The sequence below is a fragment of the Nostoc sp. JL31 genome (assembly GCF_017114965.1).
In the GTDB taxonomy this organism is placed as follows: domain Bacteria; phylum Cyanobacteriota; class Cyanobacteriia; order Cyanobacteriales; family Nostocaceae; genus Nostoc; species Nostoc punctiforme_A.
Map to the genome: position 1 here is coordinate 43,075 of NZ_JABXKO010000091.1, position 19,346 is coordinate 62,420.

Sequence of the window (19,346 nt, forward strand, 5' to 3'; positions counted from 1 at the left end):
GGTAAAATCCACTAATTCAAAGCTATATTTTAACCAAAAACACAACTATTATAAGTTAACGATATCGAGAATAACCAGTAAATTTTTGCAATAAATTGAAATCTAGCAATTGCTCCCATTATTTAGATAATAACGCTTTCTAAAAGTGGGAAGCCATGACAAATGTACTTAGTTAGATGCCCAAATCCCTAAACCGAACGCACCCCCTGATGTGAACCTGGGTTTATAAGGTCGTAAACCCTTGAGACACTCTACCCTTGGCTTCCTGTTAACCCTGAGCAGCTTAACACATAATGCTTTACAGTATTAATGAATACGCGATCGCTTTTAATGTCTTTGCAGAACGTCAAGATAGAGAGTTGTTTTCGCTTATACATCAATGGCGGCATACTGCCACTGAGTTTAACCGAAGATTAGATATTACCGAGTTGCGTACATTCACAAACCTGTCACCACAAGAAATTCGTTCGCTATACGAAGCGCTACAGGAATCGAAAGAGTTCAATGATGCACTTAATTTGACTCAACACATCACAACTTTTTTGAAATCAAAATATCCCAAAGGCAGTGGTATAATGAAGTTCTAACTCCTTCAAGGAACCACTGACCGAAATCTGTGGGTAGATATTTAACAATCAGCCTGAAAGCACGTTTAAAATTTAAGTAAAGAAATATTTCGTAGCTTACAGGCATGAAACGCATCGTCTTGGTTGCTGGGTTTGAATCATTCAACGCTGACTTGTACAGAAAAGCAGCCTTTTTGGCTAACTCTCGCTGTCCTGAGTTGGATATTCGGGTATTTAGCGATCGCGATCTTACCAATAAACGCACTGAGGTAGAAACAGCACTTGATGGCGCTGATGTGTTTTTTGGTAGCCTACTATTTGATTATGACCAGGTTGTGTGGTTGCGCGATCGCATTTCCCAAATTCCCATCCGTCTAGTCTTTGAGTCAGCCTTAGAATTGATGAGTTTAACCAAGGTGGGTGACTTTGCCATTGGCGACAAGCCCAAAGGAATGCCCAAACCAGTTAAATTCATTCTTGACAAATTTAGCAACGGACGAGAAGAAGACAAACTCGCTGGTTACATCAGCTTCTTAAAAATTGGCCCCAAACTACTGAAATATGTCCCAGTGCAAAAAGTCCAAGACTTACGCAACTGGTTAATTATCTATGGTTACTGGAATGCTGGCGGTTCAGAAAACGTCGCTTCATTATTCTGGACACTAGCAGAAAAATATTTAAATTTAAAAGTCGGCGACATTCCCCCGTTAATTGAAACCCCCAACATCGGATTACTCCACCCCGACTATCAAGGATTTTTTGAATCCCCCCGCGAGTATTTAGAATGGTATAAAACCCATTGTAGAGTAGCGATTCATCGCGTCTCCCCAGTTATCGGAATTCTCCTCTACCGAAAACACGTCATCACCAAACAACCCTACATTCCTCAACTAATTCGCAGTTTTGAAAAAGCCGGGTTAACTCCTTTACCCATCTTCATCAACGGCGTAGAAGGCCACGTGGCGGTACGAGATTTAATGACAACCGACTATGAAATTCAGCAACGACAACTAGGCAATATAGAAACTCCTTCACTATCTAGTGAAGCAGTAAAAGTAGATGCGATCGTTTCGACAATTGGCTTTCCTCTGGTGGGTGGCCCAGCTGGTTCAATGGAAGCTGGCCGTCAAATAGAAGTAGCAAAGCGCATCCTCACTGCCAAGAATGTACCTTATATTGTTGCTGCACCATTATTAATTCAAGATATTTCCTCGTGGACGCGCCAAGGTATCGGCGGATTGCAAAGTGTGGTGTTGTATGCGTTACCAGAATTGGATGGGGCTATTGATACCGTTCCCCTTGGTGGTTTGGTGGGCGAAAATATTTATCTGGTTCCCGAACGGGTGGAACGATTAATTGGTAGGGTAAAAACTTGGGTGGCTTTGCGACAAAAACCTGCTTCGGAACGCAAGATTGCAATTATTTTATATGGGTTCCCGCCAGGTTATGGTGCTGTAGGCACAGCTGCATTATTAAATGTACCGTGTAGTTTGCTGAAGTTTCTCCACGCACTGAAAGAACAAGGTTACACCGTGGGGGATTTACCGGAAGATGGGGAAGAATTGATTCGCTGGGTGAAAGAAGCGGATGAATCTTTTGATGATACAAAAAATATCCCCGCCTCCGTCAGCGCCCGTACTCTAGAAAAATGGCTGGGATATCTGCAAACCTCCCGTATTGAAAAACAATGGAAATCTTTGACGGGAACTGGTATTAAAACCTATGGCGAGGAATTTCAGATTGGTGGTGTGCAATTAGGTAATGTGTGGATAGGTGTACAACCACCTTTGGGGATACAAGGCGACCCGATGCGCTTAATGTTTGAAAGAGATTTAACGCCTCATCCACAATATGCGGCTTATTATAAATGGTTGCAAAATGAGTTTCAAGCTGATGCTTTAGTTCACTTTGGAATGCATGGGACGGTGGAATGGTTGCCTGGTTCTCCGTTGGGGAATACGGGTTATTCTTGGTCGGATATTTTGTTAGGAAATTTGCCTAATCTATATATATATGCGGCGAATAATCCTTCTGAGTCGATGTTGGCAAAACGTCGCGGTTATGGTGTGTTGATTTCTCATAATGTACCGCCTTATGGGCGAGCAGGTTTGTATAAGGAATTGGTGGCGTTGCGGGATTTGATTGCGGAGTATCGGGAAGATCCGCAGAAGAATTATGTTTTGAAGGAAGGTATTTGTAAAAAAATTGTGGACTCTGGGTTGGATGCAGATTGTCCGTTTGAGGATGCTAAACGGTTGGGGATTGCGTTTACTCCAGAGAATGTGCGGATGTTTAGCAGTCATGCTTTTGATGATTATTTGGTGGAGTTGTATGGATATTTGCAGGTTTTAGAAAATCGGTTGTTTTCTTCGGGGTTGCATACTTTGGGGGAAAAGCCTAGTGAGGAGGAGTTGGGATCTTATTTGGAGGCTTATTTTGGGGACGAACCGCCAAGACGCCTTCGCGAAGCGTCTCGAAGAGAAGAACGCCAAGAGGAAGAAAGACTAATAAGAGATTTGTTGATGCAGTCTACGGATGAGTTGACGAATTTGTTGAGGGGGTTGAATGGGGAGTATATTCCGCCTGCGCCTGGTGGGGATTTGTTGCGGGATGGGGCTGGTGTGTTGCCGACTGGGAGGAATATTCATGCTTTAGATCCTTATCGGATGCCTTCGCCTGCTGCTTATGAACGGGGACGGGAAATTGCCCAAAAAATTATTGCCCAGCATTTGGAGGAATATGGGAAATATCCTGAAACTGTGGCGGTGATGTTATGGGGGTTGGATGCGATTAAAACTAAGGGTGAATCTTTGGGGATTCTGTTGGAGTTGGTGGGGGCTGAACCTGTTAAGGAAGGAACTGGTAGGGTTGTTCGTTATGAGTTGAAGCCGTTGGCTGAGGTTGGACATCCCCGCATTGATGTGTTGGGTAATTTATCTGGGATTTTCCGCGATAGTTTTGTAAATATCATCGAATTGTTGGATGATTTATTTCAACGGGCGGCTGATGCTGAGGAACCGGATGATCAGAATTTTGTTAGGAAACACGCTTTGGCTTTAAAAGCCCAAGGGGTAGAAAATGCCTCGGCGAGATTGTTTTCTAATCCGGCGGGTGATTTTGGTTCTTTGGTAAATGATCGGGTGGTTGATGGTAACTGGGAATCTGGTGAGGAGTTGGGGAATACTTGGCAAAGCCGCAATGTATTCAGCTACGGGAGAGAGGATAAAGGTCAAGCTAGACCGGAAGTGTTGAATACGTTGTTAAAAACTAGCGATCGCATTGTTCAAGAAATTGATTCGGTAGAATATGGTTTAACTGATATTCAAGAATATTACGCCAATACGGGCGGTTTGAAAAAGGCAGCAGAAAAACAAGGCGGTAAGAAGGTTACAACCAGTTTTGTGGAAAGTTTCTCGAAGGATACTACACCGCGCAATTTAGATGATTTGCTGCGAATGGAGTATCGCACTAAGTTGGTAAATCCCAAATGGGCGCAAGCGATGGCAAATCAAGGTTCTGGTGGTGCTTTTGAAATTTCCCAACGGATGACGGCGTTGATTGGTTGGGGTGGTACTGCTGATTTTACCGATGATTGGGTTTATGACCAAGCGGCTGATACCTATGCGTTAGATGCAGAGATGGCGGAGAAATTACGTAAGGCAAATCCTGAAGCTTTTCGCAATATTTTAGGCAGAATGTTGGAGGCGCATGGGCGGGGTTTCTGGGAAGCTGATAGTGATAAGTTAGATAAATTGCGGCAATTATATGAGTTAACAGATGAGGAATTGGAGGGTGTTAAGTAGGTCGTCGGCGTAAAAATTTTTCGTTGGGATGAGGCCAAAGGAAAGAGGGTTTTTTGCCTCCATCTCCAAGGCGTTGGTACAGCGATGATCGACAGGAGTCTTTATAAGGCGATCACTGCTTGAATTGGGAAAAATTATTTTAAAATTTAGTTGGGATTTCAATCCTATTCAAATCTTCCCCTGTCCCTAGTTCACAGTGCTATTAACACAAGATCATAAAATTATGCAGCAAGGCGGCATGAACGAAGAGGAAAAAGAATATTTAGACTATGAAGACGACAACCCAGCATTATCTAAAGTCATAGAAAGGAACATTCGCACTATCATCCGCCTTCGGGTCAAGGCTGCAAATAAGCGAAACTTACAAGACCGAATTGCCGACCTTATTACCTCTTTCTCAGGACACATAGTTTTTGTTTACGTACATATAGTCTGGTTTGGTGCTTGGATTGTTTTGAACACTGGAAAAATCGGTGTACATCCTTTCGATCCATTTCCCTACGGATTGTTGACAATGGTGGTATCTCTGGAAGCGATTTTTCTGTCGACATTTGTGTTAATTAGTCAAAATCGCCTCAGTGAAGAAAGTGAGTATCGTGCCAACTTAAATTTACAAATTTCACTAGTGACCGAGCATGAAGTAACACGAGTATTGCAAATGCTTGATGCAATTCAAGATAAAATGGGCATTGAAAATGATGAAGATAGTGAGCTTGCTGACTTAGAAATGGAAACTAAGCCGGAAGATGTGCTAGTGGAAATTGAACGGCTCCAACAGTTGGCGCTTAAAAGAAAAAAATTCAGAAATCGTCACCAAAGAGAATGACAGCGATCGCTTAACCCAGTAATTTTATGCTTTTAACAGCTTGGGGCGCACCACCACTTGCAGATTGAGCCTTTTCCTGACCAAGCCCTCCTGCCTTGCCCGTTGAGAAATTTTAATTTCCCCTATTATCATTAGAATCAGTATGCCTTACTAGTGCAAATCTGAATATCTGTCACTACTAGGGAAATTCGATAGTTAAATAACTACGTACTCCAAGCTAATCAGATTATCAAAGATTTGTTGCTATAGCGAGTACCAGAAAAGCTAGAAGCAGTAAATGAGAGTTAAAATCGACTTTCTGCTTTGAGAAAACCTTTTTTAAATACGAAAACTCAGAAAATTATTTAGAGATTAAGCTATGGCAACCGAACAGTTAACTAGAGACAGCGACAATCTAGATTTAAATCAGCTACTAAGAACGCTGAATGCTGTTAAACAGGGTGACTTTTCTGCTCGGATGCCCATAGACCATACTGGTGTGGCGGGGAAAATAGCTGACACGCTCAATGATATTATTGACCAAAATGAGCGGATGGCGGCAGAACTACAACGGATTGGTAACGTTGTCGGCAAAGAAGGAAAAATTGCCGATCGCGCCTCTCTCGGAGATGTTCGCGGCTCTTGGTCAGATTGTGTTTCTTCTGTCAATACTCTAATTACAGATTTAGTTCAACCAACAGCTGAAACTACTCGTGTAATTCGGTCTGTCGCCAATGGTGACTTATCGCAAACGATCGCTACAGAAATTGATGGCAGACCCCTGCAAGGTGAGTTTCTCCAAACTGCGAATATCGTTAATACGATGGTAGATCGACTCGGTTCTTTTGCATCGGAAGTTACCAGGGTTGCCCGTGAGGTGGGAACTGAAGGGAAGTTAGGCGTTCAAGCTGAAGTGCAAGGTGTGGCTGGCACTTGGAAAGATTTGACTGATAACGTTAACTTGATGGCGGGTAATCTCACCGGACAAGTTCGCAACATTGCCGAAGTTGCCACTGCGATCGCAAATGGTGACTTATCCAAAAAAATCACCGTTAATGTTAAAGGCGAAATTCTGGAACTCAAAAACACCGTCAACACGATGGTGGATCAATTGAATTCTTTTGCTAGTGAAGTAACGCGAGTTGCCCGTGAAGTGGGAACTGAAGGGAAGTTGGGCGTACAAGCAGAAGTTAAAGGTGTAGCAGGAACTTGGAAGGATCTAACTGATAACGTTAACTTGATGGCTGGAAATTTAACAGCACAAGTCCGTAATATTGCGGAAGTGACAACGGCGGTAGCTAACGGCGACCTTTCCAAAAAAATTACTGTTGATGTCAAAGGCGAAATTTTAGAGTTGAAAAACACCGTTAACATCATGGTGGATCAACTTAATTCCTTTGCATCGGAAGTAACAAGAGTTGCCCGTGAGGTTGGCGCAGAAGGAAAATTGGGCGGTCAAGCAGAAGTTCGCGGGGTAGCGGGTACATGGAAAGATTTAACTGATAGCGTGAATTTCATGGCGGGAAGCTTGACGGCACAGGTGCGGAATATTGCGGAAGTTACTACCGCTGTGGCAAATGGCGACTTATCTAAGAAAATCACTGTGGATGTCAAAGGCGAAATTCTGGAGTTGAAAAATACCATCAACACAATGGTGGATCAACTTAATTCCTTTGCATCAGAAGTAACACGGGTGGCGCGGGAAGTGGGAACTGAAGGGAAGTTGGGCGTACAAGCAGAAGTGCGCGGTGTCGCAGGAACTTGGAAAGATTTAACTGACAACGTTAACTTAATGGCGGGTAATCTCACCGGACAGGTGCGAAATATTGCCGAAGTTGCAACTGCGATCGCAAATGGCGATCTATCTAAGAAAATTACCGTCGATGTTAGAGGTGAAATTCTCGAACTCAAGAATACCATCAATATAATGGTGGATCAACTCAGTTCCTTTGCGAGTGAAGTAACGCGGGTTGCGCGTGAAGTGGGTAGTGAAGGTAAACTGGGTGTGCAAGCAGATGTGCGCGGCGTGGCTGGCACTTGGAAAGATTTAACTGACAGCGTAAACTTCATGGCGGGAAGTTTAACGGCGCAGGTGCGGAATATTGCCGAAGTGACTACGGCGGTTGCAACAGGCGACTTATCCAAGAAAATCACTGTCGATGTCAAAGGTGAAATTCTGGAGTTGAAAAATACCATCAACACAATGGTAGATCAACTCAATTCCTTTGCAAGTGAAGTAACGCGGGTTGCGCGTGAAGTGGGAAGCGAAGGGAAGTTGGGTGTACAAGCAGAAGTACGCGGCGTAGCGGGTACGTGGAAAGATTTAACCGATAGCGTAAACTTCATGGCGGGAAGTTTGACGGCGCAGGTGCGGAATATTGCCGAAGTGACTACGGCGGTTGCAACTGGTGACTTATCCAAGAAAATCACTGTTGATGTCAAAGGTGAAATTCTGGAGTTGAAAAACACCATCAACACGATGGTAGATCAACTCAGTTCCTTTGCAAGTGAAGTGACGCGAGTCGCCCGTGAGGTCGGAACTGAAGGTAAATTGGGTGTACAAGCGGAAGTGAAAGACGTTGCAGGAACTTGGAAAGATTTAACCGACAGTGTGAATTTCATGGCGGGAAGCTTGACGGCACAGGTGCGGAACATTGCCGAAGTGACAACTGCGATCGCAAATGGTGATTTATCTAAGAAAATTACTGTTGCTGTCAAAGGCGAAATTCTCGAACTCAAGAATACCATCAATATAATGGTGGATCAACTTAACTCCTTTGCAAGTGAAGTGACGCGGGTGGCGCGGGAAGTGGGAAGCGAAGGTAAATTAGGTGTACAAGCAGATGTGCGCGGTGTGGCTGGAACTTGGAAAGACTTAACCGACAGCGTAAACTTCATGGCGGGAAGCTTAACGGCACAGGTGCGAAACATTGCCGCTGTTACCACAGCTGTAGCTAATGGCGACTTATCTAAGAAAATCTCTGTTGATGTCAAAGGTGAAATTTTAGAGTTGAAAAATACCGTTAACACGATGGTAGATCAACTCAATTCCTTTGCATCGGAAGTAACGCGGGTTGCCCGAGAAGTCGGAACTGAAGGTAAGCTGGGCGTACAAGCAGAAGTTAAAGGTGTAGCCGGCACTTGGAAGGATTTAACCGACAGCGTAAACTTCATGGCGGGAAGTTTAACGGCGCAAGTGCGGAACATTGCCGAAGTAACCACTGCCGTAGCTAACGGCGACTTATCCAAGAAAATCACCGTCGATGTGAAAGGTGAAATTCAGGAACTCAAAAACACCATTAATACAATGGTGGATCAGCTAAATTCTTTTGCATCAGAAGTTACCAGGGTTGCCCGTGAGGTGGGAACGGAAGGTAAATTGGGCGTGCAAGCCTACGTCAGAGGAGTTGCAGGCACTTGGAAAGATTTAACGGACAACGTAAATTCAATGGCGGGGAACCTCACCGGACAAGTTCGCAACATCGCGGAAGTTACTAAGGCGGTAGCGAATGGCGACTTATCTAAGAAAATTACCGTTGATGCCAAAGGCGAAATTTTGGATTTGAAGAACACCACCAATACAATGGTGGATCAACTCAGTTCCTTTGCATCGGAAGTAACGCGGGTGGCGCGGGAAGTGGGAACTGAAGGAAAGTTGGGCGGACAAGCACAAGTCCAAGGTGTTGCAGGTACTTGGAAAGATTTAACAGATAACGTGAACTCGATGGCGGGGAACCTCACGGCACAAGTGCGCGGTATTGCCAGAGTTGTAACCGCAGTTGCTAACGGAGACTTGAAACGGAAACTGATGTTAGATGCTAAGGGAGAAATTGAAACCTTGGCAGAGACAATCAACGAGATGATTGATACTCTAGCGACATTTGCCAATCAGGTAACTACAGTAGCGCGGGAAGTGGGAATCGAAGGGAAGTTAGGCGGACAAGCGAGAGTCCCTGGCGCGGCTGGGACTTGGAAAGATTTGACAGATAATGTGAATGAACTTGCTGCTACACTGACAACTCAGTTGCGAGCGATCGCAGAAGTTGCTACAGCTGTAACTAAAGGTGATTTAACTCGTTCAATTGCCGTCGAAGCACTAGGGGAAGTAGCGATACTCAAAGACAACATCAACCAGATGATTGCCAATCTGCGGGAGACAACGCAGAAAAACACCGAACAAGATTGGTTGAAAACTAATTTAGCTAAGTTTACCCGAATGCTGCAAGGGCAGCGAGACTTGGAAACCGTATCTAAATTAATTCTCTCAGAACTAGCACCCTTAGTAGGAGCGCAACACGGCGTATTCTTCCTGATGGAATCTGGGGAAAATACACCGTATTTGAAACTAATTAGTAGCTACGCTTACCGCGAACGCAGACATCTAGCTAACCGCTTCCACTTGGGTGAAGGTTTGGTGGGACAATGCGCCTTAGAAAAAGAGCGAATTCTGCTGACGGATGTACCAAATGATTATGTGAGAATTGCCTCTGGTTTAGGAGAAGCTACGCCACTTAATGCCGTGGTGTTACCTGTACTTTTTGAAGGACAGGTGACAGCAGTCATAGAATTAGCATCCTTCCGTCGCTTTAGCGAAATCCATCTGACATTCTTCGACCAGCTTACCGAAAGTATAGCGATCGTTCTCAACACGATCGCAGCTTCGATGCGAACTGAAGAATTACTCAAGCAGTCGCAATCTTTGGCTGAAGAACTCCAAACCCAACAAAGTGAACTCCGCGAAACCAACAAGCGCTTAGAACAACAAGCCCAATCACTCAAAACTTCTGAGGATTTACTCAAAGGACAGCAAGAGGAACTACAACAAACCAACGCCGAATTAGAAGAAAAGGCAGAGTTGTTGGCGATGCAAAAGAAAGAAGTCGAGCGCAAAAATCGGGAAATTGAACAAGCAAGACTTTCTTTAGAAGACAAGGCTGAACAACTCGCCCTTTCCTCAAAATACAAATCAGAATTTCTCGCCAATATGTCCCATGAACTGCGGACACCGCTAAATAGCTTGTTAATTTTGGCGAAATTGTTAACAGATAATATTGATCGCAACCTCACCAGCAAGCAAGTCGAATACAGCCAAACAATTTACTCAGCCGGTACTGATTTGTTGGCGTTAATCAATGACATTCTGGATCTCGCTAAAATAGAATCTGGAACCATGTCTATTGACATGACCCAAATGCCATTGACAGACTTGGGTGAACAGATTGATCGCACCTTCCGGCAAATCGCTCAGAGCAAAGGACTTGGTTTTGCAATTGAATTTACTCCTGAATTGCCAAACAGCATTTATACAGATGTCAAACGTATACAACAGGTATTGAAAAATCTCCTCTCCAACGCTTTTAAGTTTACAGAGCAAGGAGAGGTACGCTTACGGATTGCGGTGGCCAAGCTAGGGTGGAGCAACGACAACGAAACCTTAAATCGTGCCCAGCTTGTGATTGCTTTCTCAGTCAGCGATACAGGCATTGGTATTGCCCCAGAAAAACAGAAAGTGATTTTTGAGGCATTCCAGCAAGCCGATGGCTCTACCAGCCGGAGATACGGCGGTACCGGATTGGGCTTATCAATTAGCCGCGAAATCGCCCGTCTCTTCGGCGGCGAAATAAAACTAATCAGTCAACCCGGTGAAGGTAGCACCTTTACATTCTACTTACCACAATTGAGTGCTGTTAGCGATAGCGGGGCGTTTAGCCCGTCACGAGTGCTGAGTCCTGAGTCTAGATCCACACTCCCCACTCCCTACTCCCCACTCCTCACTCCTCACTCAGCACTAATAACTGACGATCGCACTACTATAGAAAGAGGCGATCGCGTGTTACTAATTGTCGAAGATGACCTTAATTTTGCGCGTATCCTTCTAGATATGGCGCAACAACAAGGATTCAAGGTGATAGCTGCCCAAACGGGTAGTACAGGTTTGATGCTAGCGCAGCAATTCCTCCCTTCAGCGATTTTGCTAGATATCCGGTTGCCAGAAATGGATGGTTGGACGGTATTGGATCGTCTGAAACATGACCCAAATACCCGTCACATTCCCGTACATATCATGACAGTTGAGGAAGGGAGACAGCGCGGTTTACAACTAGGTGCGATCGCATATCTGCAAAAACCCTTAACCAGCGAGATAATATCCGAGGCGTTGACCAAAATTAAAGGTTTTGTTGAGCGCCAGGTGAAAAATTTATTGGTAGTCGAAGACGACGACACTCAACGGCTGAGTATTGTTGAGTTGATTGGTAACAGTGATGTTTCGACCACTGCTGTGGCTGATGGTGCAGCAGCTTTAGAAGCTATTCGCACCCAACATTTTGATTGCCTCGTCCTCGATTTAGGGCTACCCGACATGACCGGGTTTGAACTAATTGAGCAAATAAAGCTTCTACCTCACGGTAAAACTTTACCAATTATTGTCTATACAGGTAGAGAAATTAGCAAAGCTCAAGAAACAGAACTCAGACGAATTGCCGAAACAATCATTATTAAAGATGTGCGATCACCCGAACGTCTCCTCGATGAAACAGCATTATTTTTACACCGAGTCCAGGCAAATTTACCTGAACCGAAGCGACAAATACTGGAACAACTGCATTCACAAGACTACTTACTCACTGGTAAAACAGCGCTAATTGTAGACGACGATATGCGGAATATCTTCGCTCTTACCAGTATGCTGGAGCGTTATCAAATCCAGGTTTTATATGCTGAAAATGGCAGAGAGGGGATTACGATGTTAGAAAATACACCTGATATTGATGTCGTTTTGATGGACGTAATGATGCCAGAAATGGATGGTTACGAAACAACACGCACGATCCGCCAAAACGAGCAATTTAAGTCTTTGCCGATTATTGCACTGACCGCTAAAGCCATGCAAGGCGATCGCGAGAAGTGTATTGAAGCCGGCGCATCAGACTACATTACTAAACCCGTAGATACTGAGCAATTGCTGTCACTGTTGCGTGTTTGGCTATATCGTTAATGATGCGATCGCCCTCACCAATTCTTCTGGATCTACAGGCTTAGAAATATGCCGTTGAAATCCGACAGCGATCGCTTGCTGATGATCCATCTCACCAGCATAAGCAGTTAAAGCGATCGCGGGAATTGTGCCTCCTTGCTCTGGTTCCAGACTCCTCACCTGTCGCATCAGCATATAGCCATCCATTTCGGGCATCCCGATATCGCTGATAATTAGATTTGGTTGGGATTGACTCAATGCAGTTAAAGCTTCAATGGCTGAAGCGACAACGGTAACACTTGCACCATATTGCTCCAGCATGAAGGGCAAAAATTCTCGCATATCTGCATCATCATCCACCACCAGAATCTCTAAGCCAGACAGCGGCGAAGACTGAGCCGCCACCAGTGAGGAGTTAGCTTTTGCATCCTTGATTCCTTTGTTTTCATCCTGTAAGTATGGAAGTCTGACAGTAAAAGTTGCTCCTTGTCCTTCACCCAGACTTTCTGCTTGCACAGTTCCTCCGTGAAGTTCCACGAGATGGCGGACGATCGCTAATCCTAAACCTAAACCGCCAAATTTTCGAGTTGTCGCACCATCTGCTTGACGGAAATAATCAAAGACATAAGGTAAAAACTCAGGTGCAATTCCCTTCCCTGTGTCAGTTACACAAATTTGTAACTGTGAGCTAACTTGCTCTAATTTAATTTTTACCTGTCCACCGATGGGAGTAAATTTAATGGCATTAGAAAGGATATTCCAAATGACTTGTTGTAGTCGATTGGCATCACCTAAAACTTCCCCAACACCAGATTCAAGACTTGTCTGAATCTGGATAGACTTAGCCTCCGCCGATAAATGCACTGTCTCAATGGCAGCTTCAATCACTGAAACCAAATTAATCCGGCCAAAGTTGAGGTTAAGTTTACCCTGAAGGATGCGGGAAACATCCAGCAAATCTTCAATTAATTGAGTTTGTAACTTGGCATTGCGCTCAATGGTTTCTAGGGCGCGATCGCTTGTTGCTCGATCGAGCTTGCGGGTTCGCATTAGTTTTGCCCAACCCAGAATCGGGTTGAGTGGTGTTCTCAGTTCATGAGACAGCACAGCAAGAAATTCATCTTTGATGCGGTTTGCGGCTTCCGCAGCGCTTCGTGCTGTTCGTTCGGCTTCGTAAAGATGGGCGCGAGCGATCGCTTGGGCGCATTGTTGAGCAACAGCCAAGATAAAGGCTTGATCTTCTCCACTAAGTTCTTGAAGTTGAATAAACCCTAAAGTTATACCTCCAACTGCCGAACCCTCTACCATCAATGGAATAGAAATCCAGGCATCAATGTCATATTGGGCATAAGCTTCAGCTAGATGAGGGTAACGAGCTATTCTATTTTGTCTTGATTCAGCCCAAGCAGGTTGTCCAGTCCGCACAGCTTCGGCTAAAGGCGAAGGTGAATTAATAGGAAAATACCGCCAAGCGTCTAGCAAATCTTGGTTATAGCCAACCGCACGCACAATTTCTAGTTCAGTTTTGTTTTCATTCAGTAAGGCAACGAGGGCTGAACTGGCTTTTAAGGCAGCCATACTTTGCTCTACAATCACATCAGAGACTTGGGCTGGTGTCAGCGATTCTGAAAGGGCAGCCGTGATCGATTGGAGACGGGCAATGCGTTCTAAGGCTTGTTCTGCCGTTTTTTGTGCTTGCTGTGCTTCTTGGTAAAGGCGGGCATTATCGATAGCGATTGCAGCTCGATGGGCAATCTCTTCCGCTAATGAGAAGTCAGCCGTGCTGTAACGACGTTCTGATTCCGCAGTAAAAAAGGAAATTGCACCAAAAATTCTTTCACGTGCCATTAAGGGAAAAATTATACAGGACTTTAAACCAAGCTCACGCACAATCCTTAGATGTTCGGGATCTGGGATGCCTTCTACTAAAGCTACATCTGAAATTTCAGTTACCATTTCAGCAAGTCCTGTACGCAGCACTTTCGGCACACCTTGAGGTTCATCCAACTTTCTAGGATAACGCTGATGAAGTTCCCAACCGAGTTTCACTTTCCCTGAATCTCGGTGAGCAACTGCTACCCGATTAATTGATTGGTTGTCTTGCAGTAGATCGATGCTGCACCAATCGGCGAAGTAAGGCACAACCAGGTTGGCCACACTTGCTAGGGTGCTTTCGTAATCAAGGGAAGAGGCGAGTGTTGCACTAACTTGAGCCAAAAACCCAGATCGTTGTTGATTGGCTTCTGCTTCTAGGCGGGCGGTTTGCTCTTGAATCAGTTGGATTCTTTCGGCTTCAGATTGTTTGCGATCTGTGATATCAAGCACAACACCACTCATGTGTGTGGCTTTACCTGCTTCATTGAAAAAGGCTTTTCCCCGACAGGCTGCGTAGCGAATACTGCCATCATCCCAAATAATTCGATATTCTAAATTATGCTCCACGCCTTGGTTAATTGCTCGACTCAACGATTGAACCAGCAATCCTCGATCGTCTGAATGCAGACGATCAAGGATTGCTTCGGAAGTCCCAGCAAAGGTTTCAGGTGTTAACCCAAATAATTGATAAATCTGCTCATCCCAATCAAAGCGATCGCTGGCAATATCCCAACTCCAAACACCAATTTGAGAAGATTTCAACGCCAGACTGAGTTGTGCTTGGCTGTTTTCTAGACCTTGATAAAGACGAGCGTTTTCTAGAGAGATGGCAATTTGAACTGTCAATATTTCCAGGACAGAAAGTTTTTCCTGTGTAAAGGCACTGGAGATCAGATTATTTTCTAAATATAAAATACCAAGTAGTTTGGACTGACGCGCGATCGGTAAACAAAGTACAGATTTAGGTTGATTTTGGATTACGTACTCGTCTTTAGAAAACAGATTTTGCTCAGTAGCATTCTGCAAAATCACTGTTTCTTGAGTTCGCTGGACATAATTTAGTATTGATTGAGGAATAACCTGGGAAATTTCACCATCTAATACAGGCCGAGAAACATTGAAATTTTCGGCTTGGGGATTAAATTTCGCTTCTACTTCGATCGCCAAATTTTGCTCGTATTCAAGCAACAAATAACCGAATTCTGCTCCTGCTTGCTCGATGACAATCTGCATTAATGTTTTCAACAATCGCGAAAGCACGATTTCACTAGATATGGTTTGAGAAGCTTTAACGACCGATAAAAAGTCTAGGTATTCACCTGTGCTGAAAAACGTTCCGTTAGAGATAAGCTGTTGTTGTGGCAATAGCTGAGGATAGCACTCTTCAAGGTGCTTCACTTTAGCAGATGCCTCCCAGCGCAGATATGCATTTTTAGCTTCTTGCAAGTAGGTTTTGGCAATTAATTCAAACTTCCGCTCTAAGTAAAACTTAGCGCCTAACTCATTAGCTAAAGCTTCATATTGCACAAATGCCTGCTCACGGGCTGAAGCAATTGATTGCTCATACAGGTGCATTGCTTCCAAGTCCCGATTTTCAATTCGAGCTATTTCAGCAGCTACTAATTGAGACTTGTGTAAGAAGTTTTCCGGGCAGTGGTTAGCCCAATATTGCAATTGCTGCTGATGGGATTTTAGGGTTTGTAAAAACTGCTCTTGCTCTTGATCAGATACTGTTGAATAAAGAGCCGCGAGAGTCAGTGAGTAATATAAAACGTAATCTGTTTCAATTGGTAATGCCAGTGCCGTTACTGAAAAATTAGACAATTTCAAGGCAGAATTAAATGCTTCTGGATATTGTCCATAAGTAAAAAAGATAATTATTTTAATAATATGATAAAAAATAACTCCACTAACAAAACCTGCATCTGTAATGCTCGATAAAGCGGATGATTCATCAAATTCATCATTACTTAGAGTCAGATTGTGGTGAGTCAGCCCGCGCAGATTCATCAGTAACATCTGCTGTAGTTTGATTGTCTGATAGACAGTCTCATGTTTAGACTGACGGGCGAATGCAGTATATTTTTCTAGAGATTTGTATGTTTCTGCAAGTGGAAAACCTAACTGGATAATTTGCCACGAGCCTTGATAACCATTGTAGTTCGCCATCGTGACATCACCTGCTTCCACACAGCCGATAAATCCCCGCTCTAAAAATGGAATATCAGTAGCAATATGGTTACACCAAACGTTAATATGACTTCCATGAATGTGCAGAACAACTCCTCTAAGTTTCAAGTCATGTAACTTTTCATTTAATTGAATTGTCATCTCAGAAAATGCGTAACCTGTAGGAATATCATGGAAGATGGAAACCAATAACATGGCATACATACTATAGGCAAAACAGGAGTCTTCCGTATTCCCAAATTTAAGTGAGTAGTTAACTGCTTTAAGTACGACTAAGGGAAAGAGATCGGGTCTACCGAGATAAGTAGGTGGCCCCAAAGTTGTCAACAGACTAATGACTGTTTTAATATTTGGATCTTGGATTACTATAGAATTAATTAAATCAGCGACTTGTCTATTACCTAGATTGGTTAATACTTGGTTTTTTTCAATTGCGATCGCAGCTTGTACTTCCTCATTTGTATCAGGGAATGTCATCCCAAACAGTTTTAAAGCTTCTAATCCCAATGTCAGCGCCTCTTCATACCTCCCTGCAACTTGATAGAGCCTGATTTGCAGCATATAAATATTAGATTTATCTACATGGGATGCTGCTTGACTGAATAGGATTTCAAATAATTCTTCTGCTGTCCCTAAATTTCCTGTTAAGAATTCACACTCAGCTAGTTCTCTAAATAGCGTAAATGTTTGTTCATATTGTTCAATCCAGGAATTTACAGCTAAAAGATTCATGGCAACGCTAAAAAAGTTTTTAGCAAGAGTGTATGCTGTAGAGGCTTTTGCTTTCTTAGCAGCAATTACATTCAACCGTACTAATTCATCTTTTTCTGTCTGATCAATAATTAGATCCACAGCGAAATTTAGTTGATTAACTAAATCAAAGATTTGTTCATTCACTTGTTCAGGACTAGCATTTTTCAGCAAAAGTCGCCCAATTTTCAGGTGAACTGCCAACTTTGATTCATCAGCAATTAAGGAGTATGCAGCTTGTTGAACTCGGTCATGATAGAAACGATAGTTTTTGTGGGTAGTTTCATCTGACTCAATGGGGATAATTAACCCTCTTAAAATTGCATCAACAAGTGCATTCGCTGTTTCTTCAATAGATTGTTCGCCAACAAGTGCTAAAACTTCTAAATCAAAGCGATTACCAATACAGGAGGCTAACTTCAGCAACTGTTGAGTTACGGCTGGCAGTTTTTGCATCCGCCCAATCATCAAACTGACAATATTATCTGTAATCCCTTGGGCTTCAATCTGAGCTAAATTCCATTGCCACTTGCTAAGAGAGGGGTCAAAAATTAGCAGATTTTCTTGATACAGTGTTTTCAGAAACTCATTGACAAAAAAAGAATTCCCGTCAGTTTTTTGGATAATCAATTGAGCAAGAGGTTCTACTCGTTCTACTGAACTATGCAAGGTATCAGCAATCAACTGATTTACATAAACAAGATTTAATGGTGTCAGGATAATTTCAGTTATTCTGGCTCCATACTGGCAAACCTTCTCTATCATCAAACTAAAGGGATGCACAACATCTACTTCGTTATCTCGAAAAGCCAAAATGAAGCAGAGATATTGGATACTAGACCCAGTAATGATAGTTTGAATTAAATTTAAAGTAGCGCTGTCTGCCCACTGCATATCATCTAAAAAGACAGTGAGTGGATGCTCTTTTTGAGCAAAGACGCTGATAAAATTTTGAAACACCAAATTGAATCGATTTTGAGATTCGGCGGGCCCCAATTCTGGTATAGTAGGCTGTTCTCCAATAATTAATTCAACTTCTGGAATTACATCTGCGATTAATCTACCATTGTTTCCTAATGCTGCCTGTATGCGCTTTTTCCAGGTAGCAAGTTGAACTTCAGGCTGCGTTAAAATTTGTCGAGCGAGTGTTTGAAAAGCTTGAACAATAGTGGAATAAGGAATATCTCGTTTATACTGATCGAATTTACCAGAGATAAATACCCCGCGTTCTCTAACAATGGGCTTGTGAATCTCCTTCACAAGAGTTGATTTACCAACCCCAGCATAGCCAGAAACTAACACAAGCTCTGCTTTACCTTGACTAACAACTCGTTCAAATGCTTCTAAAAGCTTGGCAATCTCTGGTTCTCGCCCATACAATTTTTGCGGAATTTGAAAGCGCTCTGAGATATCTTGTTCACCCAAAACAAAAGATTGGATTTGTCCAGTTGTCTCCAATTGTTTTAAGCACTTTTCCAGATCCAATTGTAAACCTAAAGCGCTCTGATACCTCTGTTCTGCAACCTTCGACAGCAATTTGATGATGATGTCACAGAGCATTTGGGGAATATCAGAGTTTAGCTTTTTCGGGGATGGTGGAGATTTGGCAATATGACAATGCACCCACTCTAAAGGGTCTTTGCCTTGAAATGGTAGCTGACCTGTCAGCATCTCATAAAAGGTGATTCCCAGCGAATACAAATCGCTGCGATGGTCAATTCCTCGATTCATCCGCCCGGTTTGCTCAGGTGACAAATATGGTAAACTGCCTTCAATTTGACTGGAACTGCTAACCATTTGCTGCTGGTATGGAATGAACGTAGCAATTCCAAAATCAGCAATTTTGACCTGATTAGTTTCGAGGTTAATTAAAATATTTTGCGGCTTAATATTCTTGTGGACAATGTGATGAGTGTGAATTTGTGCAAGTTTACTAGTGATTTCAATCGCAATCTTCAGAAACGGCACAGGCTGTTGAAATTGGTCTAGCAATTGGTCAAGCGATCGCGCCTGAAAATCCTCCATAATTAAATAAGGGATTCCCTGGTGCATCTCTAAGGCGTAAGCTTTAACTGCTGCTGCGGTATTTAACCTTTGTGCGATCGCATACTCATGTTTGAGTTGTTCGATATTATTGGGTGTACACTGTTCTGGACGTAGCCCTTTGATAATTACTGGACACTGTTCTTTAACTTTAATTCCACGGTATATGACTGCTTTTACCCCTGCTTTTAACAAAGTGACAATCTGAAATCCTGGTAATGCAATCATCATGCCAAACACTCCAGCCGTTCTTCTTCAGGGATAATCCGAGCTTAATTGTATTTTAAATACATTTCTTTGGGCAGATGAAATTTAGATGATATTAGGTTTGGATAATT

General features: G+C 43.2%; 5 protein-coding genes. 4 read left to right on the plus strand and 1 reads right to left on the minus strand.

Going from position 1 to position 19,346, the window contains the following annotated elements; genetic code table 11:
* Nucleotides 1-293: 293 nt before the first annotated feature.
* From HWQ43_RS21170 to HWQ43_RS21185, 4 genes are all read left to right on the plus strand, one after another.
* Nucleotides 294-587, plus strand: a complete 294-nt coding sequence (locus HWQ43_RS21170; RefSeq protein ID WP_292737735.1) for a hypothetical protein — start codon at nt 294-296, stop codon at nt 585-587.
* Nucleotides 588-691: 104 nt separating this feature from the next.
* The gene (gene bchH / locus HWQ43_RS21175) at nt 692-4,369 is read left to right on the plus strand and encodes a magnesium chelatase subunit H (RefSeq protein WP_292737737.1); all 3,678 of its coding nucleotides are present in this window, start codon (nt 692-694) and stop codon (nt 4,367-4,369) included.
* 238 nt (nt 4,370-4,607) lie between these two features.
* Nucleotides 4,608-5,195: a DUF1003 domain-containing protein gene (locus HWQ43_RS21180; protein WP_292737738.1), complete on the plus strand. Its 588-nt coding sequence runs from the start codon at nt 4,608-4,610 to the stop codon at nt 5,193-5,195.
* Nucleotides 5,196-5,553: 358 nt separating this feature from the next.
* Nucleotides 5,554-12,171, plus strand: coding sequence for a HAMP domain-containing protein (locus tag HWQ43_RS21185; protein ID WP_292737739.1), 6,618 nt, complete (start codon nt 5,554-5,556; stop codon nt 12,169-12,171).
* Here the strand turns inward: HWQ43_RS21185 and HWQ43_RS21190 are convergent.
* Nucleotides 12,160-19,239: an AAA family ATPase gene (locus HWQ43_RS21190; RefSeq protein ID WP_292737741.1), complete on the minus strand. Its 7,080-nt coding sequence runs from the start codon at nt 19,237-19,239 to the stop codon at nt 12,160-12,162. The genes HWQ43_RS21185 and HWQ43_RS21190 overlap by 12 nt on opposite strands.
* Nucleotides 19,240-19,346 lie beyond the last annotated feature (107 nt).